This window comes from Flavobacteriales bacterium, assembly GCA_016124845.1.
In the GTDB taxonomy this organism is placed as follows: domain Bacteria; phylum Bacteroidota; class Bacteroidia; order UBA10329; family UBA10329; genus UBA10329.
Window position 1 is genome coordinate 69835 of the sequence record WGMW01000003.1, and the last position, 21079, is coordinate 90913.

The following is a 21079-nucleotide window of genomic DNA, read 5'->3' on the forward strand; positions in this document are numbered from 1 at the left end:
CTTAGTTCGTACTCCATTCGTAATTAGTAACCCGTGTATTTAGGAGCCGCCAGTTGCATAACGTATCAGGACACGTTTGGAGGTGAAAAACCTTGGAGCGCGTTGGTGGAAGCAAATGTGGAAAGCCAACTCATTCAGCCTGACTACAAGGAATTTGTAAGCCCTGCGATGCTGCGTAGAATGAGCAGCGCGCTGAAAATGGGCGTGGCAGGAGGGAAGTCGTGCTTGCAGAAATCAGGTTTGGAAACCTGTGATGCCATTACGGTAGGTACAGGACTTGGCTGTGTGAGAGACACCCTGCGCTTTATGAAAGTGATGTACGAGGAAGCTGAGACAGGACTTTCCCCGACCTCGTTCATTCAGTCAACACACAATTCTATTGCTGGGCAGATTGCGTTGCTGCTGGGAAATCATGGTTACAACATGACGCATGTGCAAGGCGGGTTGTCGTTGGGCTATGCGCTCTCCGATGCTGAACTGCTTATTGGAGAAGGTGATGCCGAAACGGTGCTTGTCGGTGCGGTGGATGAGAAAACAGATGAGTTGGTTGAACTGCTTACCAAGCTTGCTGCCACCTCCAACTACGAGTTGCCAGCCATTGGAGAAGGTGGAGCATTCTTCTTGGCATCCAAAGAGAAGTTGGGTTCTTCCGTTGCGAAAGTGGTGGAGTTGAGTTTGGTAAATGACCCCTCCGTCCGCCTGAGGCGGACACCTCCCCTTTCAAGGGGAGGAACTGGCGCGCTGATCCAAGGTCAGAGCGAAGAGCAACTCCCCTCCTTGGAAGGAGGGGGTGGGGGAGGTCAGATTGACCTCCTCCTTTCAAACACAGGCGAAGGCTTTAATTACGTGAAGTATTCTGGAGAGCATTTCACTTCTGCTGGTTTTGGGTTGTTTATGGCATTGAAAGCATTTGAAGCTGGTACAGTAAACTTTAATGGCTCTTCCGTTGAACCAAAAAGCATTCTTGTCCGCCACAGTCTGTTCGGACAGGAGTTCAGTATTCTATTAGAGAAGGTTTGAAGGACGCAGACATTATCGAGTTTGATTATCAGGAACGATTAAATGCCGTTCTCGATCAATCTTGGAAAATATTCAAGTCGCAGTTCATTCATGGAAGGCATGAAATAAACAAGGAAGCACCTTTTCAGCACCATTTTGCTCAGATCATCAGAAGTGTTGGGAATCTCTATTCTCTTGGAGAAAAAGATCTTTTCAAAGTTGACCTCGAAGCCAAATGTTCTGATGTAAAAGGAAAATCAAAGTATTTGGATATTACCTGTGAGTTTGTCGATCACATTAGCTGTGCGATTGAACTGAAATTCAAAACAGCAAAGCAAGGAGCTCAAGATTATGGAAGAATTGACGCTTACGTTGATATTGAGGCACTTGAATTAGTGACGGCTTCTCAGTACGATAGTGGAAAATTCTACATGATTACTGATAGCAGAGCTTATGTGAATGCTTCTGAAAAAGGCGTTGGAACTGAGTTTGCCATGCATAGTGGAAACAAAACTGAGGCTGGAACATACTTCAACTATCCGAAGTGTAAGGGTAGAGAAGATGTGCGTGTGTTTTTGAATAAATCTTATCTCTTTGAATGGGAGAAGATCGGTAACTGGTATTTCTTAGAATTGACCGTCCATTGAATTTCCTGCGACTGAATATCCTTGCCATCGGGTTGGTGTTGGTCTTGTTGCCTGCCATCACGTTGGGATTTGTTCCGTGGTGGTCGCTGCTCATTCTGTTAGCGGTTTATTCGGTCATTCTCGGCTGGGGCGTGTTCGATATCGGCTCACAGTTCTTTATGAAAACATATTGGAAAGGCGAGCCTGGGAAAATCGCCATCACGTTTGATGATGGTCCGCACCCCGAACATACGCCACGAATTTTAGATGTTCTGAGGCAGGAAAATGTAAAGGCCACCTTTTTCTGCATTGGCAGGAATGCCGAGAAAAATCCATTATTGCTGAAGGAAATGTTCGAAGATGGACACACCATCGGAAATCACACGTACAACCACGCATATGTGTTTTCTAAGTCGGCTGCGGAGCGGCAAGTGACAGAAGGACAGGAAGCAATTCAGAATATCATTGGCAAAAAGACGATGTATTTCCGTCCGCCATTTGGCGTGATGACGCCTGAAATTGCCCGTGCGGTGAAGAAGGAAAACTGTGTGGTCATTGGCTGGGATTTGCGTTCGCGGGACGGAACAACCAAATCGAAAGACCTTATTCTAAAACGCGTGAAAAAGCTTTTGAACGGCTCGTCCATTCTTCTTTTTCACGACACGAACCCCGTTACGTCCGAGGCTCTGCGAGAAGTTATTCATCTTTGCCGTGAGAATGGCATGAAGATCGTTTCGTTGCCCGAACTCGTTGGCGTTGAACCTTATCATGCGTAGAACTCTTACGATTTTCCTTTGTCTCGTTTTCCCATTTTTCCTCTCAGCACAGGATTGGAAAAGCTTGGACGCTAACGACCCGATGCTAAAAGGACTCAAATCGACCTTGGATGGCATGACGAGCATCAAAGGCGATATTCAGCAGGAGAAGTCGTTCGCTTTTCTCACAGAGAAACTCATCTCCAAAGGCGTTTTCATCTACCAGAAGGAGAGTAAACTGCGCTGGCAGTTCAATGAGCCTATTGAGTACATCATTCTCATCAACGAGAATTCGATGCGCCTGAAGGAAGATGGCGAGGAGAAGAAGTACAAGGGGATGAACCAGATCCTGCGGCAGGTGAAGGAGATCATTCTCGGCTGCATTGATGGTTCTATCATGAGCAACGCGAATTACAAGACGGTATTTTCGACCAACGGAACTAACATCCGAATTCAGCTACAACCGAAGGAGAAGAACCTGAAGGAGTTCATTCAACAGATAGAGGTGCAGTTTGCCAAGGAAGGCTCGGTATTGAAAAAGGTAACTTTGACCGACCCTTCGGGCGATATGACCGATATTTTCTTCTCCAACGTGAAAACAAACCAACTGAACGATGCGCGCGTTTTTGCTGATTTTTAGTCTGTTGGTTTCTTCCGCAGCTGTTGCGGGGCAAGGTATAGAGATACTTCCGCGCGGCAAGGAGGCTATCTACAAAGCGGAGATCAAAGTGACGGGAACGACCATTACGGGTTTTCTTGCGGTACAGCATAAGCGCAACGATGTACTTCACGTAGAATTTACTTCGCCTATGGGCAATAACCTTTTGGAGATGGAGTGGAAGAAAGGTCGCTGGAAGAAGATCTATGCGACCAAGAAATTGAGCGGTCGGGTCATATTTGACATGATGGCGGAGGATATTCTGCTTCTATTTGCGCACTATCAGTACGACAAGGATTTTGTGGATCTTGGCGATGAATGGACGTGGGACAAAAAGAAACTGCTTCCCGTTTTTGAAGATGGAAAGCTGACTTCTGTAAAGGTGGTCACACGCAGACATCATCCAACCAGAACTGTGAAATACGAGCATGGTGCGGAGTGCATTGAGAAGTTGAATATTGATCATCAGGGATTTCCGTTTGGAATCGTGCTTGAACCATTGAAGAAAAAGTAATCGAGTTTTAACACCTTTGCGGTCATGCTGAACTCGTTTCAGCATCTAATCAATAGACCCTGAAACAAGTTCAGGGTGACGAATCGGAAAGAATGGCAACACTAACTGGATTTTACGAACGAACCTCCGAAGAGAAGACAGAAAGCGGCTTCATTGTCAACGTGGATTTGAACGCTGGTCATGAGGTTTACGAAGGTCATTTTGTAGGAAAACCTGTTGCGCCTGGTGCGGCTTTGACGCAAATGGTGTTGGATGAGGCCATTCGATTGACCGATGGTAAGAAGAAAGTGACCGAGTTCCGCCAGATCAAGTTCCTTTCGGTTATCGATCCGACCAAGGTTAACCAACTGGTATTGGAATACGACTTCAAAGAGCGGAATGGTGTTGATATGTTCACTTGCACAGGCCGTTCTGGCGAAACCAATTACTTCAAGCTGAATGGCATCTTCGGCTGAATTTGAGCATTATCGGCAGGAAATGAAGCGCATGGGAATATGCGTGATCGTTCCTACCTACAACAATCATAGGACCATTGCCCGCGTCATTGAAGGTGTGCTGGAATACACCGATGACCTGATCGTGGTGAATGATGGCGCCACAGACGAAACGCCAAGGATTCTGGACGGTTTTGGTGACAAAATCGTTCGCGTGAGTTATGCTCCTAACAAGGGGAAAGGCTATGCGCTGCGAATGGGTTTTCAAAAGGCAACCGAACTCGGCTATCACTATGCCATTACACTTGATAGTGACGGACAGCATTTTCCAAACGACATTCCGAAGTTCATTGAAGTACACAAATCGCATCCGAATGCGGTGATAATGGGTGCTCGAAACTTGGAAGCCGATGGAATGCCTGCCAAGAACAGTTTCGCCAATCGTTTTTCGAATTTCTGGTTCCGATTGCAGACGGGAATTTTCATGCCTGATACGCAGACGGGCTTCCGTTTATATCCGCTTCAGAAGATCAAGAACATCAACTTCTTCACCACGCGTTTTGAGTTTGAGATTGAAGTTATTGTGAAGTTGGCGTGGCGCGATGTTCCGTTTGTTTCAGTTCCGATTCAAGTGAAGTACGACCCGAATGAGCGCGTGTCACATTTCCGTCCTGGACCAGATTTTACACGCATCAGTTTCCTGAATGCGTGGTTTACGATTCTTACGGCTGCATATCATCTTCCAAGAAGACTGCTGCTGAAAGGAAAACTTTTCCGATTGATCAAAGAGGAAGCCATCAAACCAGAGGAAACCAATCTGAGAAAAGCTGCCAGTATCGGTTTCGGATTCTTCTTCGGAATCATACCGATCTGGGGATTTCAGTTACTCATAGGTATTCCGATAGCGGTGCTCTTGAGAATGAATAAAGTGCTGTTCATTGCTGCGGCCAACATCAGTATTCCCCCGATGATTCCATTCATCATCTTTTTCAGCTACTTGATGGGGCAACCGTTCTCCGATGCGGAACCAATTCCATTTGAGAAGCTGTCTACACTTACGCTTGAGAACATTCACGACAACTTCATTCAGTATGTTATCGGAGCAATTATCCTCTCAATCGCGGTTGGACTTGCCGGTTTCTTGGTGAGTTGGGCAGCCCTTTCTGCTTTGCGGAAGAACCCAGAACTGATTGAAAGCTAGTTTTATTTTTCCTTCCAACCTTAGTGAATTCTGTTTTGAGATACGATTTGATATTCATCTTCGTATAGTATCATTCCAGGTTTGTCCGTCCTCAATACGCGAACCTGATATCCATTTTCTTTCAAGATTGCTGTAAGGTCTCTCATCTTGTCTATAAAGTTGTTCGCATCGTCTTTAAACCATGAAATTGCATCAACTGACCAGTTTTTCTTCGAGTAGGGTGGTACTGGTAAATTCTCGTTAAAGTATTCGAATACCTCTTTGATAATATCTACTTGATACGGTTGAAGTTTCCCCTCAGATTTCAGGTGTTCAATTTCAGTAAACAAGCCATTTTGTATTCTTGGAGAATCTGATTCAGAACCAACAACAAATCTTATGTAGTTCATGTCTGGGGTTCTTTGTCCATTAATTCCCGATTGCTATAGGCTTTTCACCTCCTCATGCCGAAAGCAATCCATTGTGTGATCGTTCACCATGCCTGTGGCTTGCATGTGTGCGTAAACAACCGTTGGTCCAACGAATTTGAACCCACGTTTCTTGAGGTCTTTGCTGATGGCTTCGGCCAATTCTGTTTTAGCGGGAATATCTTTCAGTGATCTCAGGTCAGGCTGCAACGGTTTTCCATCCACAAAATCCCAGATGTATTTACGGAACGAACCGAAATCTTTCTGAACTTGAATGAATGCCTGTGCGTTGGAAACCGCAGCACGGATCTTTGCGCCATTGCGGATAATGCCAGCGTCTTCCATCAGTAAGGCGATCTTCGCTTCATCAAAAGCCGCCACTTTCTCCACATCAAAGCCTTCAAAAGCTCTTCGGAAGTTCTCGCGCTTGCGCAACACGGTGATCCAACTCAAACCTGCTTGGAACGTTTCCAGAATCAGGAATTCGAACAATTTCTGCTCGTCATAGAGCGGAACGCCCCATTCCTCATCATGATATTGGATGTAAAGCGGGTCGTCAGAAACCCAGCCGCAACGCACTTTTTCCATTGCGCAAGTATGTAAAAGGGTAGAAGTGGTTACTTCTTCTTCACCACCTTCGGGTCGTTGATGAACTTCCCGTTTACCGATTCGCCCAGAATCACAACTTCCTTCGACTTCTCGTAATCCTTCACCGCCAGCATCATCTCATCTTCCGTATCTCTTCTGATCTTAATGCCCGAGGTTGCACCCGTGTTCCGCACTTCAATGTAGTAGCCGTCTTTCAGCTTCTTCGGTCTTGTAGGAGGTCTTCCCATATCGTCTTTAACTCTTTTGCTACGCCAGTTTATCGAACATTCGTGTTTGGCGTTTCATTCTTGTCTTGGTGGGGAAATATAGGTAATTGAACCATACTCGAACCAATTATATGTTAATTAGTCTTAACCACCTGTTGTTCATTGCGTTTTCAATGTATGGCCGTAGGATTATTTGGGCGTTCCCACGCACATAATGCGAGGCAGTTATGTGCGCGGTCAGGCTGTCCGCTATATTCCCGCAAATGCGGGAGATGCCGCTTCCATCCTTAACGCGCGCCATCTGCCAGCCGCATCAAAAAACAGAAACGGTGGCCGAATTCAACTATCGGCCACCGTTTTCAGTTTCGATCAACATGCTTCATCACATCGGATGCACATGAAATGATTCGGTGTCGGTCGTCATCGCATCATCATGGTCAGTCGCAGTGGCCGTTATCACGAAATTCGAAGGTTCCGCAGTTGTGAAAACCGTGTCCATATTCAGCGAATAGGTGGCCGCATCAGGATGCGCATGCATGTGAAAAACCGTCAGGCTGTCCACTTCACGGACGATCTCAACCGACAGTTCATGCAGCTGATCATCATCTGTGAACTCAATATGCAGATTGACCGTGCTATCGCTCATGTACACGCCACCAGCGGCAGTTGGACTTATGATGGTTACGGTTGGAGGCTCATTTTTCACCGTTTTGGTGCAGGATGAAACAGCCACGACAATTGCTGCCGCGAGCATCATCAAAAGGGTCTTTTTCATTGAATAATTATATCGTTATCAGAATCGACAAATTCACTTGATGCTTTGGCGTGGTTTCTCCTTGGCTCAGGTTGAAAAACATCGGTTGAGAATAACTCACCGAACCGATCAACCGCTTGAAACTCACTTGCAGGCCGCCTGTGGCCGAAACCTGATAACCGCCTGAATGCGTCTGCAACCGTTTTCCGTCAATGTCTTGGAATGCATAATCCAAGTTGACTCCCACTTGCGGCATGAAGGTCACGTTTCTGTAAACCGTCCAATAAAATACTCCGACCATCGAAGTGATTCGATCGCCATATTTATAATGGTCGCGATTCGTTGTGTTCAAACGGTAATTGGCCGCAGCACTTACGCCCCAACGCTTTATGCGCGCCAAGTAACGCAGGCTCATGTCCACATCCCAACTTCCTGTTCCTGGCTGAAGATTCCGATGCAGCAGTTCGCCATTTGACTTCAGATCGGTTTTTCCCGTGGGAGTTTTCAATCCTGTGCCCACAAACACATGGTGGCGCACCTTCTTTGTTAAGCTATCTGGCGAAGCGAAAACGGTGTAATTGGCACCAAGCCAAACGTCCCCCAGTCCATAACTCGTAGAGGAACCTTCGGTGTCTGAGATCTGCGAGCGATACACCAACGGCACCGCTGCCAGCAACTGCACCCGTTTGTGTGGGTAGTAGCTTCCGCGCAGTTCCATCGTGTGGAAGTATTCACGGCTTCGCGCAGTTTTTGCCGACACATCCAGCAAACTGGTGTGTCGGGTTTCAAATTGCTGGAACTGATACCTCAGGCCGACATAATGACGACCGAACTGGGGTACAATTCCCATATATCCGCTTGAGGCACAGCCGCATTGGTCGCAGGCTTGCGCGCCCAAACTTGACATGGCCAACAGGCCAAGCCCAAGTATGAATTGTCTCATTAAAAATGTGTGTGAGTTGAAAATCGCGGCTTGGAGGCCGCAGTAACGTCAATTCACACTACGGGCGGTGGATGGAAAATGGAACTTGGGATATCCGCTCCGTGTAGATTGGAAATGTTTGGAACGAGGCGTGTCTCGTTCTCAAATTGCCTCAACTCAAAATCTGAGGTCTGCGTAAAGAACAGCAGCACTTCTTCCAATTGCGATGGAAGCGCGGGCATTTTTTTCGAGCCTTCTTCTGATTTCTTCAACTGCTTGGCCAAATGACATTTCCCGTTGCAGGTGTTCATTTTTGTGTCTTTCTGCACGCAGATGGTCTGGCTAATTAATTGCTGATGGATCTTGAAATCCAAGAACACGAAACTCTTCAGAAAAACATTGCTGAAAAGCAGTCCGATCAATCCTATGGCGGCTATGGCGCGAAGCATCACGGCAAATATACCAAGCGATTCAACTGCAAATATGATTTTCGGCACTCTCGGTTCATTTATACGGTATCCTATTTTTGCAACTACAGCATGAGCTCGCAGCCGCAACGCATTCTCTTCTTGGTTCCCTACCCATTGGGAATTGCGCCCAGCCAGCGTTTCCGCTTCGAGCAGTACTTCGATAAGCTGACGGAAGCAGGTTTTGAGTTTGATGTAAAGCCGTTCTTGGACGAACGCGCCATGATCTACCTCTACGAACCTGGCAACTTTTTCCGCAAGGTTTGGAAGGTGAAGCTCGGTTTGTTGAAGCGATTCCTCCAGCTATTTTCTATTGCGAAGTACGATTACGTTTTCATTCATCGCGAAGCCGCAGCCATCGGTCCGCCCGTTTTTGAATGGATCATCACGAAGGTTTTTAGGAAGAAGGTCATCTTTGATTTTGATGACGCCATTTGGCTGAAGAACACGTCAAGCACCAATTCGGTTATTGCGTTCTTTAAGCGGTATCGCAACGCTAACGATACCTGCAAATGGGCGTGGAAGGTTAGTTGTGGGAACGATTACTTGGCCGATCATGCGCGGCAATTCAATCAGAACGTTTTTGTCAATCCGACCACGATTGATACGGAGCATCATCACAATCAGGTGAAGAAGTTCTCGGGTGAGAAGATCACCATTGGTTGGACAGGTACGCATTCCACCATCAAATACTTGGATGCGCTTATTCCGATCTTGAAGAAGCTGGAAGGTGAGTTCGATTTCAACTTTGTGGTAATCGCTGACCGCAAGCCCGATTTCGACCTGAAAGGACTTCAGTTCGTTCCATGGAACAAGCAATCGGAGATCGATGACCTGCTGAAAATGGATGTGGGCGTGATGCCGCTGGAGAACGACAAATGGGCGAAAGGCAAGTGCGGCTTCAAGGCGTTGCAGTACATGGCGCTGGGCATTCCCGCCATTGTTTCGCCTGTTGGGGTGAATACGAAGATCGTTGACCACGAGGTGAACGGTTGGATATGTGACACACCCGAGGAATGGGAGCAGACGCTTCGTTCCATCTTGGAGAAGAAGGTAGATCTGAAGGATTTTTCTACCGCTGCCCGAACCAAGATCGAGGAGCATTATTCGGTCAAGTCCAACACCCGCGATTTTCTACTTTTGTTCGCCAATTAAAACGACATTTTATAGCCACAGAAACACAGATTTCCACTGAATAAATGAAATCCTTCAGCGAAAACCTCTGTGCCTTCTGTGTTTCTGTGGCTATCTAATTTGAATACATTCACTCCGATAAATAACTCTATCTCCATGTCTGATACTACTGAACTTACCGAGCTGAAAAGCACCGCGCTGACCGCGAAACACATTGAATTGGGAGCCAAAATGGTTCCGTTTGCAGGCTACAACATGCCATTGCAGTACGAAGGACTGCTGGTTGAACATGACACGGTTCGCAATGCGATGGGCGTGTTCGATGTGTCGCACATGGGTGAGTTCATCGTGCGTGGTGAGGGCGCGTTCGAGTTGGTTCAGAAGGTGACTTCGAATGACGTTTCTGCCTTGGTGGACGGAAAGGTGCAGTACTCGTGCCTTCCGAACGAGACGGGCGGTATTGTGGATGACCTTTTGGTTTACCGCATTGATGAGAAGACGTACATGTTGGTGGTGAACGCTTCCAATATCGACAAGGATTGGGCGCATATCAGCAAGTACAACACGGCTGGGGTGGAGATGATCAACATTTCGGATAAGACCACGCTTTTGGCGGTTCAAGGCCCGAAGGCTGCGGAGGCTTTGCAGAAGTTGACGGACATCAACCTTTCGGAGATGACCTACTATACGTTTAAGAAGGGTGTTTTTGCGGGTGTGGAGAATGTGCTGGTGAGTGCTACGGGCTACACAGGTGCAGGTGGTTTCGAGATCTACTTTGAGAACAAGGATGCCGACAAGATCTGGAATGCCGTTTTTGAAGCGGGTGCTGAATATGGCATCAAGCCGATAGGCTTGGGCGCGCGTGACACGCTGCGTTTGGAAATGGGTTTCTGTCTGTACGGAAATGATATTGACGATACGACTTCTCCGCTGGAAGCGGGATTGGGTTGGATTACCAAGTTCAACGGTGAGTTTACCAATTCGGCTGCGTTGCTGAAGCAGAAGGAGGAAGGCGTTTCCAAGAAATTGGTAGGGTTTGAGATGATCGACCGTGGTATTCCGCGCCATGATTATGTGATTGTGGATGCGGATGGCAAGGAGATCGGGAAGGTTACTTCGGGCACGCAGTCGCCAAGTTTGAAGAAGGCCATCGGTCTTGGGTATGTGAACACGGAGTTTTCGAAAGTGGGCACGGAGATCTACATCAGCATCCGCGATAAGAAGATAAAGGCGGTTGTGGTAAGGCCACCGTTTTATAAGGGGTGATTGAGTTTATAAAGTTTATAAAGTTGACAGGTTCAGCTGATTGAGTTCAATCGCAAATCGTCAATTGCAAATTGTCAATCGCAGATCATTGAACTCAGTAGAAGTCTGTTTCTCTCCACCGTTGTTCGACCTTTTCGCGAGGAAGGGAAGCATTGTGGTGGTGGTTGACATCTTCCGTGCGACCTCGGCCATGGTCACGGCTTTCCATCATGGGGCGGCCAGCATCATTCCGGTTTCAACCATTAAAGAGGCGAAGGACTACAAGGACAAAGGTTTCTTGGCAGGAGGTGAGCGGAACGGGGAAGTGGTGAAGGGATTTGAGTTCGGGAACAGTCCGTTCTCGTATATGAACGAAGGCATCAAGGGCCGTGAGATTGCGCTGACGACCACCAACGGCACCCGCGCCATCAACATTGCCAAGAAGGGAGCCGATACGGTTCTCATTGGTTCATTTCTGAATCTTCAAGCGTTAGCTGATCACATTCAAACCCAAGGCAAGGATGTGGTGATCTTCTGCGCGGGTTGGAAGGACCGTTTCAATATGGAGGATAGCCTTTTTGCGGGTGCACTCACCAATTTGCTACTTACCAGCGGCAAGTTCTATTCGGATTGCGACAGCGCGAATGCCAGCAGTCTGGTTTACCGCACGGGCCGCAAAAATCTGATGACCTTTTTGAAGAGTTGTTCTCATCGGAAGCGTTTGGCGCATCTTCACCTTGAGAAGGATGTGGAATACTGTCTTCAGCGGGATGTAACAGACGTGATCCCTGTGCTGCGAGATGGGAAGTTGGTGCGATTGACCGACTAAGCTGTAAGACTGCGGTTCCGCGAGTTTGTCTTTCTATTTACCGAAATGATTTGTTGCTTTTTTGAGAAAGGCCGTTGCTTGACCGTGGATGTGTGTGCTCGGACCGATGGTGATCGATGCTTGTCTGGTAGATTTTTGTGGTAAGACCGAGAATGATCGGGGCTTGACCGAGATAGATCGGGAGAAGACGGAGATAGATCGGGACTCGACCGAGAATGATCGGGAATGGACTGATGATGTTGGTTATCAGGTGGTTACGGTTTGTGTCGGGTTTTAGGTCGGTCATTGGCCGATCATACGTATTTCGGTGCAAGATGTACTTCACAGATCCTGCGAGTGCGTGGGGAGACCATTCATTAGGAAGATGCCATGTACCTTCGTGCCAATGAGTGAATTGAACGAAGAGCAGTACCGATTGGCGCAGCAATTGGCCGAGAACACCATTAGGGCGTATCAACTGGCTGCCACTGCGGAGGTACGACAGAAACTGGATGAACTGATGGCCGACATTGGGCCTCAGCAGGTGCAGTTGCGCGAAACACTCCGCCAAAGGCCACTTACTGAGGAGGAAATGACACAGCTGAACAACTTGAACGAGGCGACCCTCTACATTCTGGAAATGTTGGATTACGCAGGAAAGCAGGAGGAATAGTAGAGGCGTTATCCCGCTTTGCGCGTGCCTCAAATGGACATCCGATTTGACATCGTGCCTTTGGACACCTACCTTTAAAGGAAAAAACATGAAAAAAATCTACACTATCCTTTTCGTTTTTATCGCTTTTTCGGTCAACTCGGTATTTGCTACCAGTTACACCATCAACATCAGCGGATTGACCTACACGCCAGCTACTTTGAATGCGGTTGTGGGAGATGAGATCACCATTCAGGCCACAGGAAACCACCCGTTGGTCCAGGTGAGCCAGACCACATGGGATGCCGATGGCACAACACAACTTTCGGGTGGTTTTGGGCCAGAAACTTCGGATTACACATTCACCATCACCAGCACGGATGACATTTACTACGTCTGCATGAACCATGTTTCTTTGGGCATGAAAGGAAAGATCATTGTTTCGGCCGCAACTGGAATTGTGGATGCTGCACGTGGCGTTTCGCTGCAGGTGTTCCCGAATCCTGTGGTGAAGGGCGACTTTATGGTCAGAGGCAACGGCCAGACCTTGGACAATACCAAGTTGGAGATCTATAACATTAGCGGTCAGTTGGTAAGGTCGTTGAACCTGAAAGGCGAGGAAGCAAAACTGCATGCAACGCTGGCAGATGGCGTTTACTCGGTGATCATCAGCAAAGATGACAAGGCCATTCTGCGCGAGCGACTGGTCTTTCTTTCTGAATGATCGAGCAGACGCTCTAAGGTTTATTGGAACCCTCATAGATCAATTCTGTGAGGGTTTCTTTTTGATGATCGGTACATTGCGGTGATGCTCAAGAATGTTCTGTTATGGTACTTGGCCGTGCTGTTGTTCGGAAGCCTGCAAGCGCAGGAGAAGGGAGCGCTTGTCTACGCCAATTCGTTTACGCAACGCGATTCGTTGAACGATTGGGTGATGGAAGGCGCGGGCGTGGTTGCGACAGACAGCAGCGGAATGACCATGTATTCGCCTGATGAGGCGGGGCATCATGTGTTCTGGTGTCCGCAGGAATTGCCAGCGCGTTTTGTGGCCGAGTGGGACGTAAGAAACCTCCATCCCGAAGCAGGGCTCTGCATCGTTTTCTTTGCGGCCAAAGGGCGCCATGGCGAAGACATCTTCGACCCGCAACTGACCAAGCGAACGGGCATTTTCAGGCAGTACACCAAAGGTGATATTGACAATTACCACATCTCGTACTACGCCAACACGCCTACGCAAAAGGACCGTCCGCACAGCCACTTGCGTAAGAACCACGGTTTCAAGAAGGTGCAGGCAGGAGAGTTGGGCATTCCGCCCGATTCGGAGGAGGTGCACCACATCCGATTGGTGAAAGACCAGGGTCACATTACCATGTCGGTGGATGGCCGCATGATCATCGATTGGACGGATGATGGAAAGACCTTTGGCGAAGTGCTGGGTTCAGGAAAACTCGGTTTCCGCCAGATGAAATGGACGCGGATGGTCTATCGGAACTTGCGTGTTTGGGAGTTGCTCTGACATAGATCGGTATTCGGTAGCGATAAATTTATAGCAGACCGGGAGTGTTGGTTGAATGGTTTGGCTGGCGGCTTTAGATCAGTTACAACTTAGCGCAGCGTTCTCTCTGCATTTGGCAGAAAACTGGTCGTGTCTATTTCCACACAAGTGATTCTTTGGAAGACTGGCGCGGCCATGGGGCGTTTGGATATTGGATTAGTGGTAGTGCTTAAAGTCAAGTAAGAACCAATTAATCAATAGAAAAAGAGTGCCAACGACAACATCAATGATTATCAATTTGACTCTTTTGTCGAGTAGAAAGTATCGATACATAACTGCTGTTGCGGTGAGCAATAGGATTGCTGGAATACTTAGATAATGAAGAATTATGAAATCTACGAATTCAAAGTACTCTTGGAATAGCATTCTCCAAGCAAGAATTATCAATGAACCGAATATGAGTAGTACTGTGGGAAGGTATGTAGGCATGAATGCTCGATAAGTAAATTTAGACGAAATTATTCAGATTCATGATCACCCTAAATTCACATCCCCGCAACCTTCCACAAACCCCTAATCCGTAATTTGGCGGCAATATGCTGAGGCGCATTCTTCTACGTACGGTGCTGGTGGTGTTGCTGATGGTTCCGTTCAGCAGTAACATGCTTTTCTCGTGGGGGTTCTTTGCGCATAAGCGCATCAACCGTTTGGCGGCCTTTACGCTTCCGCCTGAGATGATCGGGTTCTACAAACGCAACCTCAACTACATCACGGAGCATGCGGTGGACCCTGACAAGAGGCGCTACATTGCCAAGGATGAGGCGCCACGGCATTACATTGACATCGACCATTTCGGCCCTGGCATGGAGTGCTTTGAGGCCATGCCGCGCCAATGGAACGAGGCGGTGCAGAAGTACACGGAAGACACGCTACAGGCGTACGGCATTGTGCCGTGGCACATTGATGTGATGGTGTTCCGTTTGACGAAGGCCTTTCAGGAAGGCAACTTGGACCGCATTCTGCGGAATTCGGCCGAGATAGGCCATTACATTGCCGATGCGCATGTGCCGCTGCACACCAGCGAGAACTACAATGGCGACATGACGAACCAGCATGGCATCCATGGTTTCTGGGAAAGCCGTCTGCCCGAGCTCTTCTCCGATCAGTATGATTTTTTGGTGGGGCGCGCCCAGTATATTGACGACCCGTTGGATTTTGCGTGGAACGTGGTGGAGGACAGTCATGCCGCGCTGGACAGCGTGCTGCTGTTTGAGGCCGAGCTGAATGCCGAATGGCCCAGCGACCGCAAATACACCATGGAGAACCGTGGGCAGGTGCTGCTGAAAGTGTATTCGCAGGAATATTCGGAGGAGTACCACAACCGCCTGAACGGCATGGTGGAAAGACGCATGCGCGGAGCCATTTACAGCATCGGCTGCATCTGGTACACGTGCTGGGTGAATGCGGGGCAGCCCGACCTTTCGAAGCTGTATGACGAGAAGCTTTCGCCTGAGGAAGAGGAGGAGATGATCGAGTTGGAACTGAAGGTGAAGGGCTCGGACGGCATCAAGGGGCGGTCGCATGAGAATTGATTGTTGTTTTGTCATGCTGACGAAGGAAGCATCTCATTCAGATTGAGAGATTCCTCGTTCCTCGGAATGACAAATTGGAAATGAACGACAAACCACTATCAGGACTGAAAGTATTGGAGTTGGCATCCGTGTTGGCGGGGCCAGCGGTGGGCATGTTCTTGGCGGAGCTTGGTGCGGAGGTGATCAAGATTGAGAATCCGAAAACAGGCGGAGATGTAACGCGGAGTTGGAAGCTGACCACCGAAGACCCGAACGCGGACATCAGCGCGTATTTCGCGTCTGTGAACTATGGAAAGCAGCACCGATTTCTTGATCTGAAGAACGCTTCTGAATTGGCGGAAGTGCAGCAATTGGCTGCGAAAGCCGACATCATCATTGCCAATTACCGAACAGGACAGGCCGAAGCTTTCCAGTTGGATTTTGATGCCATCAACAAACACAATCCGAAGGTCATTTATGGAAACATCACGGGGTTTGGGGCGGAGGAAGGTCGCCCTGCGTTCGATGTGGTGTTGCAGGCCGAAACGGGCTATATGTTCATGAACGGTCAGCCGGAAAGCGAACCGACCAAGATGCCCGTGGCGCTGATCGATGTGCTGGCTGCGCATCAATTGAAGGAAGCCATTCTGTTAGCGCTGCTCCAGCGCGAAAAGACAGGAAACGGTGCGTTTGTGGAAGTTTCGCTGTTCGATGCGGCTGTTTCCGCATTGACGAATCAGGCCAGCAATTGGCTGATGAACAGTCACATTCCGCAGCGCATGGGTTCGTTGCATCCGAATATTGCGCCTTATGGCGAGATATTGAACACGCAGGACGGCAAGCAGATCGTGCTGGCCATTGGTTCCAATGCGCAGTTCGAAGCACTCTGTGGAGTATTGGGTTTGGAGGAATTGCCAGCGGATGAACGGTTTGAGACCAATCAGCACCGCGTGGAAAACCGAACCGAGTTGCAACAGCAACTTCAGCAAAAGGCCAGTTCGATGAACTGTGATATTTTGATGGATTCGTTCTTGGAAAGGAACATTCCCGCAGGGGTTATCCGAAACTTGAAGGAGGTTTTTGCCACGGAAGCAGCCCAAGCTTTGGTACGAAAGGAAGGGGAAACCGAACGTGTTTCGCAAATTGCGTTCAAAATGCGCTCATGAGTCTGCGTTGGGAATGGAAACGGTTCGATGACCTTACGGCCGATGAGGTTTACACGATCCTGTGCGTGCGGCAGCAGGTGTTTGTGCTTGAGCAGGAATGTCTGTACTTGGATGCCGATGGCAAAGACCGTCAGTCGTTCCATTTGATGGGTTTTGATGGGGATGAGCTGGTGGCCTACGCACGTATTCTGGATGCGGGTGTGAGCTACGAGGAGGTTTCGATGGGACGCATTCTCACCACCGAAAAGGTGCGTGGAAAAGGTGCTGGAATGGAACTGATGGAAGTAGGCTTGAAGAAGATCACGGAACACTACGGGAACGTTCCTGTCCGCATTTCAGCACAAACGTACCTACTTGATTTCTATGAGAAGTTCGGTTTCCGTTCCACGGGAAAGGAATACTTGGAAGATGAGATCCCGCATACGGAGATGCTAAGAAACCCCCTCGATCCCCCAAAGGGGGAAGCTGACTGAAAGATCACCGGTCAGAAGGTTGATGTTTCAAAGGTGCTTCGATCTGGCGGCCACCTTCTCTGTGTAACTCCTCAACTCAGACGCTCTCTGTGCAAGTTCAATTAGAAGGCATTGAATTTGACCACTTTCATGGCTTCGGTCTTGCCGTCTATCAGCAGTTGGCAGACCAATGGTTTGCGCAGATTTCCTTCGGCCGCGTAGCTGAATTCGTACTGACCTTCTTTCAATTCGCCTTTGTGCAGCGTGGCCAATTCCTGTCCGTTCATATCGGTCACTTTCACTTCGGCATCGTGTGCCTTTTTCATGCTCACTTCCATCTTGGCGGTCTGAAGCGAAGTGAGTGTGCGCACGCGCATGTAAAAATCATTGCTCACGGCCTTTGCCCGATGTTCCTCGCGGGCCTTGCGTGCCGCATTGAGCGCTTCCTTGCGTTCGTCCTTGAACACGTACAGTTCGGTGGATTGCGCCAAGGCAGATGTTACCCATCCCGACAGGAGTAGAATAAAGATTGCTGATCTCATACTTTCTGGTTTCGGTGTCTTTTACCGGACATTGCACGTTGGTGTTATGGTCGTTGGTAGATGAAATCGGTTGTTTGCCGATAAACCAGCGGTGCTACCTTTGCCGCGCATGTACAAATACATTTTCCGACCGCTCTTTTTTATCCTCGATCCTGAATCTGCACATCACTTCGTCACGGATCTTTTTACGCTTCTGATGAAGATTCCCGGTGTGAAACAGATCACCGAAAGCATGTATAAGGTGGAGGACAAACGTCTTGAACGGGAACTGTTCGGGTTGAAATTCCCGAATCCGGTCGGGTTGGCCGCAGGGTTTGATAAGCAGGCTTCGTTTTACAAGGAATTCAGCTCGTTGGGGTTCGGTTTCATTGAGGTGGGGACCATCACGCCCCAGCCTCAGAACGGGAATCCGCAGCCGCGTATGTTCCGCCTGCCAAAAGATCAAGGGTTGATCAACCGCATGGGGTTCAACAATGGCGGGTTGGACATGGCCCGCAAGAACCTCGAAGGCCGTGATCGCAGTTTCATTATCGGGGGCAACATCGGTAAGAACAAGGTAACGCCCAACGAGAACGCGGTGGATGATTACATCCTCTGTTTTCAAGGCCTGCACGATCTGGTAGACTATTTCGTGGTGAACGTGTCCTCACCGAACACGCCCGGTCTGCGCGAGTTGCAGGACAAGGAACCCTTGCTTCGAATTCTGAACGCGCTGAAGGAGGAGAACACGAAGATCCCTGTGCCACGGCCGATCCTTCTGAAAATTGCGCCAGATCTTACCGATTCGCAGTTGGACGACATTGTGGAAATTGTGGCCGAATCGAAGATCGATGGAGTAATTGCCACCAACACCACCATTTCCCGCGAGGGCTTGAAGTCTTCTGAATCCATTACAAAGGAAGTTGGAGGTTTGAGTGGGAAACCGGTCCGTGAGCGAAGCACGGAAGTGATACGCTACCTTCATCAGAAAAGCAATGGTTCGTTCCCGATCATTGGTGTGGGTGGAATCCATTCTGCCGAGGATGCGATAGAAAAGTTGAATGCGGGCGCGAGTCTGGTGCAGGTTTATACGGGGTTCATTTATGAGGGGCCGGGATTGGTGAAGCGGATAAATAAAGCGTTGGTAAAGTTGACGAAGAGATAGAGTTGACGAGGAGATAGAGTTGACGGAGAGATAGAGTTGACGAAGAGATAGAGTTGATGGAGAGATAGAGTTGACGGAGAGATAGAGTTGACGAAGAGATAAAGTTTACAAAGAGATAAAGTTGACGGAGAGATAAAGTTGACGGAGTTGATTGAGACCGAACTCTCGGTGTCGCTCTGTGTTTCTCAACTGAACTGTGTGAAATAACGAATGAAAGCAATCCAACTCATAGAATGTCCGCGCGATGCCATGCAAGGCATCCATGAGTTTATTCCAACGGATAAGAAAGTGGCGTACATCAACGCATTGCTGCAATGTGGTTTCCATACGTTGGATTGCGGCAGTTTCGTATCGCCAAAGGCCATTCCGCAGATGGCAGATACTTCCGCAGTGCTGGACAGACTGAGTGAGGAGCACTCCACGAAACTCTCAGTTATTGTGGCCAATAAACGCGGAGCGCTGGATGCGGCCAATCATCCTCGCGTGGATATTCTGGGTTTTCCATTCTCTGTTTCGGATGAGTTTCAGAAGCGCAATACCAACGCTTCGCGCGAAGAGGCTTTGGACCGCGTGAAGGAAGTAAAGGAACTCGCCACCAAGCACGACAAGGAACTGCTCATTTATCTTAGCATGGCGTTCGGAAATCCGTATGGCGAGGTTTGGGATGCAGAAATTGTAGCGGAGTGGACAGCTAAGCTCGCTGCGCTGGATATTCAGCTTTTCATGCCATCCGACACCATCGGTTCGTCCACCAAAGAGTCCATTTCTGCGGTTTACAAATTGCTCAATCAGGAATTCCCAAAACTGGACATCGGGGCACATTTGCACACCACGCCCGACACGTGGAAAGAGAAGTTGGATGCTGCTTGGGACAATGGTTGTCGCAGGTTCGACTCTGCTTTGAAAGGTTTCGGTGGCTGTCCCATGGCCAAGGACGACCTGACGGGAAACATGCCCACCGAGCGTGTGCTTCAGTTCTTGGAGGAAAAAAAGGTCGATACGGGCATCGATGAAAATGCGTGGATGGAAGCGATGAAACTTTCCAGCCAGACATTCCCAGTATGAATATGAGAAATCGCAAAGCCTCGCTGGCGTTCATTTTCGGTACAGTTGCGGTCGATATGATCGGTATCGGCATCATCATTCCTGTGATTCCTCAGTTGATCGGAAATGTGGCGCAGGTGTCGCTTTCTGAAGCGGCTGCCATCGGAGGTATGATGATGATGGTCTATTCGGGCATGCAGTTCTTTTTTGCCCCTGTGATGGGTGAGCTGAGTGACCGATTTGGCAGACGTCCGCTTCTGCTCACAACCCTGCTCGTACTTTCCATCGACTATCTTTTTCATGCATTTGCCCCTTCTGTGGCTTGGCTTTTTGTGGGAAGAATACTGGCAGGGATCTCTGGGGCGAGTTATACCGTTGCCAATGCTTACATAGCCGATATTTCGAAGGCGGAAGACCGAGCGAAGAACTTTGGGTTGGTGGGTGCAGCGTTCGGTCTTGGGTTCATTCTCGGACCGGTAATAGGTGGTGTGTGTGGCGAATATTGGGGCTTCCGTGCGCCCTTCTTTCTGGCGGCCGCCTTGGGTTTTCTGAACTTCCTTTTCGGAATGTTCTTCGTTCCCGAATCGTTGGAAGAGGAGAAGAGGCGGCCTATCGAATTCAGTAAGATGATCCCGGGCGCAAGCCTGTTGAATCTTACCAAATACCGATCGGTAGGAGGATTTATCGTTGCGTTTTTCTTTGCGTTTCTGGCAGGGCAGGCCATGCCATCAACATGGACCTTCTTCGTCATCGAGAAATTGAACTGGTCGGAACTGGACATTGGGATAAGTTTGGGTTTTGTGGGGATACTCATCTCCTTTGTGCAGGCGGTATTTGTGGGTTGGAGTACCAGAAAGTTCGGCACAGAGCGGGTCATTGTCGGTGGTTATTTTTTGGCCGCGCTCGGCATGGGACTCCTTTCTCAGGCGGAGGTCGGTTGGCAAGTGTATGCTTTTACCATTCCATATTGCTTGGGAGGCGTGGCCACGCCCACGCTGCAAGGATTGCTTTCCAATCATGTTTCGTCAAGCGAGCAGGGCAAATTGCAGGGAGCCATTACAAGTCTCATCAGTATTTCGGCCATTCTGGGGCCGTTGATCCACACGCGTTTGTTCGAACTGTTCACAGGGAAGGATGCCATCACTTATTTCCCAGGGATGCCGTTTGCAACAGCAGCCGTCATGCTTCTCATCTCGTTCACATTGGCCATCGTTACCATAGCAAGAACGAATAGGAAGGGCGCAGATGCCGAGACCGTGTCAACCGCTGGTTGA

Annotated in this window: 27 protein-coding genes; 19 read left to right on the top strand and 8 right to left on the bottom strand. The window is 48.8% G+C overall.

Annotated elements, in window-relative coordinates:
• Positions 1–33: 33 nt before the first annotated feature.
• The 7 genes from GC178_01040 (at position 34) to GC178_01070 (ending at position 5187) form a co-directional block, all read left to right on the top strand.
• Positions 34–1020 (top strand): hypothetical protein, encoded by a 987-nt coding sequence (locus GC178_01040; protein MBI1286141.1) that lies wholly within the window; start codon positions 34–36, stop codon positions 1018–1020.
• A complete protein-coding gene (locus tag GC178_01045) occupies positions 1017–1646 on the top strand; it encodes a hypothetical protein (protein ID MBI1286142.1) in 630 nt (209 codons plus the stop codon). The genes GC178_01040 and GC178_01045 overlap by 4 nt, the downstream gene beginning before the upstream one ends.
• Positions 1643–2401, top strand: coding sequence for a polysaccharide deacetylase family protein (locus GC178_01050; protein MBI1286143.1), 759 nt, complete (start codon positions 1643–1645; stop codon positions 2399–2401). The genes GC178_01045 and GC178_01050 overlap by 4 nt, the downstream gene beginning before the upstream one ends.
• Complete coding sequence (locus GC178_01055) at positions 2394–3020, top strand: hypothetical protein (protein ID MBI1286144.1); 627 nt, start codon at positions 2394–2396, stop codon at positions 3018–3020. The genes GC178_01050 and GC178_01055 overlap by 8 nt, the downstream gene beginning before the upstream one ends.
• Positions 2995–3552 (top strand): hypothetical protein, encoded by a 558-nt coding sequence (locus GC178_01060; protein ID MBI1286145.1) that lies wholly within the window; start codon positions 2995–2997, stop codon positions 3550–3552. Before GC178_01055 ends, GC178_01060 begins: the two co-directional genes overlap by 26 nt.
• Positions 3553–3644: 92 nt before the next feature.
• Positions 3645–4007, top strand: a complete 363-nt coding sequence (locus tag GC178_01065) for a hypothetical protein (protein ID MBI1286146.1) — start codon at positions 3645–3647, stop codon at positions 4005–4007.
• 22 nt (positions 4008–4029) lie between these two features.
• Positions 4030–5187 carry a DUF2062 domain-containing protein gene (locus GC178_01070; GenBank protein MBI1286147.1) on the top strand — a complete coding sequence of 386 codons (1158 nt, stop codon included), beginning with the start codon at positions 4030–4032 and terminating at the stop codon, positions 5185–5187.
• A gap of 20 nt (positions 5188–5207) precedes the next feature.
• On the opposite strand, the gene GC178_01075 is transcribed toward GC178_01070, so the two are convergent.
• From GC178_01075 to GC178_01100, 6 genes are all read right to left on the bottom strand, one after another.
• The gene (locus tag GC178_01075; protein ID MBI1286148.1) at positions 5208–5576 is read right to left on the bottom strand and encodes a hypothetical protein; all 369 of its coding nucleotides are present in this window, start codon (positions 5574–5576) and stop codon (positions 5208–5210) included.
• 33 nt (positions 5577–5609) lie between these two features.
• Positions 5610–6182: a DNA-3-methyladenine glycosylase I gene (tag, locus tag GC178_01080; protein ID MBI1286149.1), complete on the bottom strand. Its 573-nt coding sequence runs from the start codon at positions 6180–6182 to the stop codon at positions 5610–5612.
• Positions 6183–6211: 29 nt separating this feature from the next.
• Positions 6212–6430, bottom strand: a complete 219-nt coding sequence (locus GC178_01085) for a hypothetical protein (GenBank protein ID MBI1286150.1) — start codon at positions 6428–6430, stop codon at positions 6212–6214.
• A 361-nt stretch (positions 6431–6791) separates the two neighbouring features.
• A complete protein-coding gene (locus GC178_01090; GenBank protein ID MBI1286151.1) occupies positions 6792–7184 on the bottom strand; it encodes a hypothetical protein in 393 nt (130 codons plus the stop codon).
• A 7-nt stretch (positions 7185–7191) separates the two neighbouring features.
• Positions 7192–8106, bottom strand: a complete 915-nt coding sequence (locus tag GC178_01095) for a hypothetical protein (GenBank protein MBI1286152.1) — start codon at positions 8104–8106, stop codon at positions 7192–7194.
• 53 nt (positions 8107–8159) lie between these two features.
• Positions 8160–8534: a hypothetical protein gene (locus tag GC178_01100; protein MBI1286153.1), complete on the bottom strand. Its 375-nt coding sequence runs from the start codon at positions 8532–8534 to the stop codon at positions 8160–8162.
• Positions 8535–8624: 90 nt separating this feature from the next.
• Between GC178_01100 and GC178_01105 the strand changes: the two genes are divergently transcribed.
• The 3 genes from GC178_01105 to GC178_01115 all read left to right on the top strand — a co-directional run bounded on the left by GC178_01105 (position 8625) and on the right by GC178_01115 (position 11760).
• The gene (locus tag GC178_01105; protein ID MBI1286154.1) at positions 8625–9707 is read left to right on the top strand and encodes a glycosyltransferase; all 1083 of its coding nucleotides are present in this window, start codon (positions 8625–8627) and stop codon (positions 9705–9707) included.
• A 162-nt stretch (positions 9708–9869) separates the two neighbouring features.
• The gene (gcvT, locus tag GC178_01110) at positions 9870–10952 is read left to right on the top strand and encodes a glycine cleavage system aminomethyltransferase GcvT (protein ID MBI1286155.1); all 1083 of its coding nucleotides are present in this window, start codon (positions 9870–9872) and stop codon (positions 10950–10952) included.
• A gap of 88 nt (positions 10953–11040) precedes the next feature.
• Positions 11041–11760 (top strand): 2-phosphosulfolactate phosphatase, encoded by a 720-nt coding sequence (locus tag GC178_01115; GenBank protein ID MBI1286156.1) that lies wholly within the window; start codon positions 11041–11043, stop codon positions 11758–11760.
• A gap of 37 nt (positions 11761–11797) precedes the next feature.
• Here the strand turns inward: GC178_01115 and GC178_01120 are convergent, their stop codons facing one another.
• Positions 11798–12085 carry a hypothetical protein gene (locus GC178_01120; GenBank protein MBI1286157.1) on the bottom strand — a complete coding sequence of 96 codons (288 nt, stop codon included), beginning with the start codon at positions 12083–12085 and terminating at the stop codon, positions 11798–11800.
• Between the two features lie 60 nt (positions 12086–12145).
• Between GC178_01120 and GC178_01125 the strand changes: the two genes are divergently transcribed.
• The 6 genes from GC178_01125 (at position 12146) to GC178_01150 (ending at position 17096) form a co-directional block, all read left to right on the top strand.
• On the top strand, positions 12146–12412 hold the full coding sequence (locus tag GC178_01125; protein MBI1286158.1) for a hypothetical protein: 267 nt from the start codon (positions 12146–12148) through the stop codon (positions 12410–12412).
• A gap of 88 nt (positions 12413–12500) precedes the next feature.
• Positions 12501–13115, top strand: coding sequence for a T9SS type A sorting domain-containing protein (locus GC178_01130; GenBank protein MBI1286159.1), 615 nt, complete (start codon positions 12501–12503; stop codon positions 13113–13115).
• A gap of 84 nt (positions 13116–13199) precedes the next feature.
• The gene (locus GC178_01135) at positions 13200–13907 is read left to right on the top strand and encodes a DUF1961 family protein (protein MBI1286160.1); all 708 of its coding nucleotides are present in this window, start codon (positions 13200–13202) and stop codon (positions 13905–13907) included.
• Positions 13908–14527: 620 nt separating this feature from the next.
• Positions 14528–15478 (top strand): S1/P1 Nuclease, encoded by a 951-nt coding sequence (locus tag GC178_01140; protein MBI1286161.1) that lies wholly within the window; start codon positions 14528–14530, stop codon positions 15476–15478.
• Positions 15479–15558: 80 nt separating this feature from the next.
• Complete coding sequence (locus tag GC178_01145) at positions 15559–16623, top strand: CoA transferase (protein ID MBI1286162.1); 1065 nt, start codon at positions 15559–15561, stop codon at positions 16621–16623.
• Positions 16620–17096, top strand: coding sequence for a GNAT family N-acetyltransferase (locus GC178_01150; GenBank protein ID MBI1286163.1), 477 nt, complete (start codon positions 16620–16622; stop codon positions 17094–17096). The genes GC178_01145 and GC178_01150 overlap by 4 nt, the downstream gene beginning before the upstream one ends.
• A gap of 101 nt (positions 17097–17197) precedes the next feature.
• Here the strand turns inward: GC178_01150 and GC178_01155 are convergent, their stop codons facing one another.
• Positions 17198–17617: a hypothetical protein gene (locus GC178_01155; GenBank protein ID MBI1286164.1), complete on the bottom strand. Its 420-nt coding sequence runs from the start codon at positions 17615–17617 to the stop codon at positions 17198–17200.
• A gap of 109 nt (positions 17618–17726) precedes the next feature.
• On the opposite strand from GC178_01155, the gene GC178_01160 reads away from it, so the two are divergent.
• The 3 genes from GC178_01160 (at position 17727) to GC178_01170 (ending at position 21079) form a co-directional block, all read left to right on the top strand.
• Positions 17727–18761 (top strand): quinone-dependent dihydroorotate dehydrogenase, encoded by a 1035-nt coding sequence (locus GC178_01160; GenBank protein ID MBI1286165.1) that lies wholly within the window; start codon positions 17727–17729, stop codon positions 18759–18761.
• Between the two features lie 210 nt (positions 18762–18971).
• On the top strand, positions 18972–19826 hold the full coding sequence (locus GC178_01165) for a hydroxymethylglutaryl-CoA lyase (GenBank protein MBI1286166.1): 855 nt from the start codon (positions 18972–18974) through the stop codon (positions 19824–19826).
• On the top strand, positions 19823–21079 hold the full coding sequence (locus GC178_01170) for an MFS transporter (protein MBI1286167.1): 1257 nt from the start codon (positions 19823–19825) through the stop codon (positions 21077–21079). The genes GC178_01165 and GC178_01170 overlap by 4 nt, the downstream gene beginning before the upstream one ends.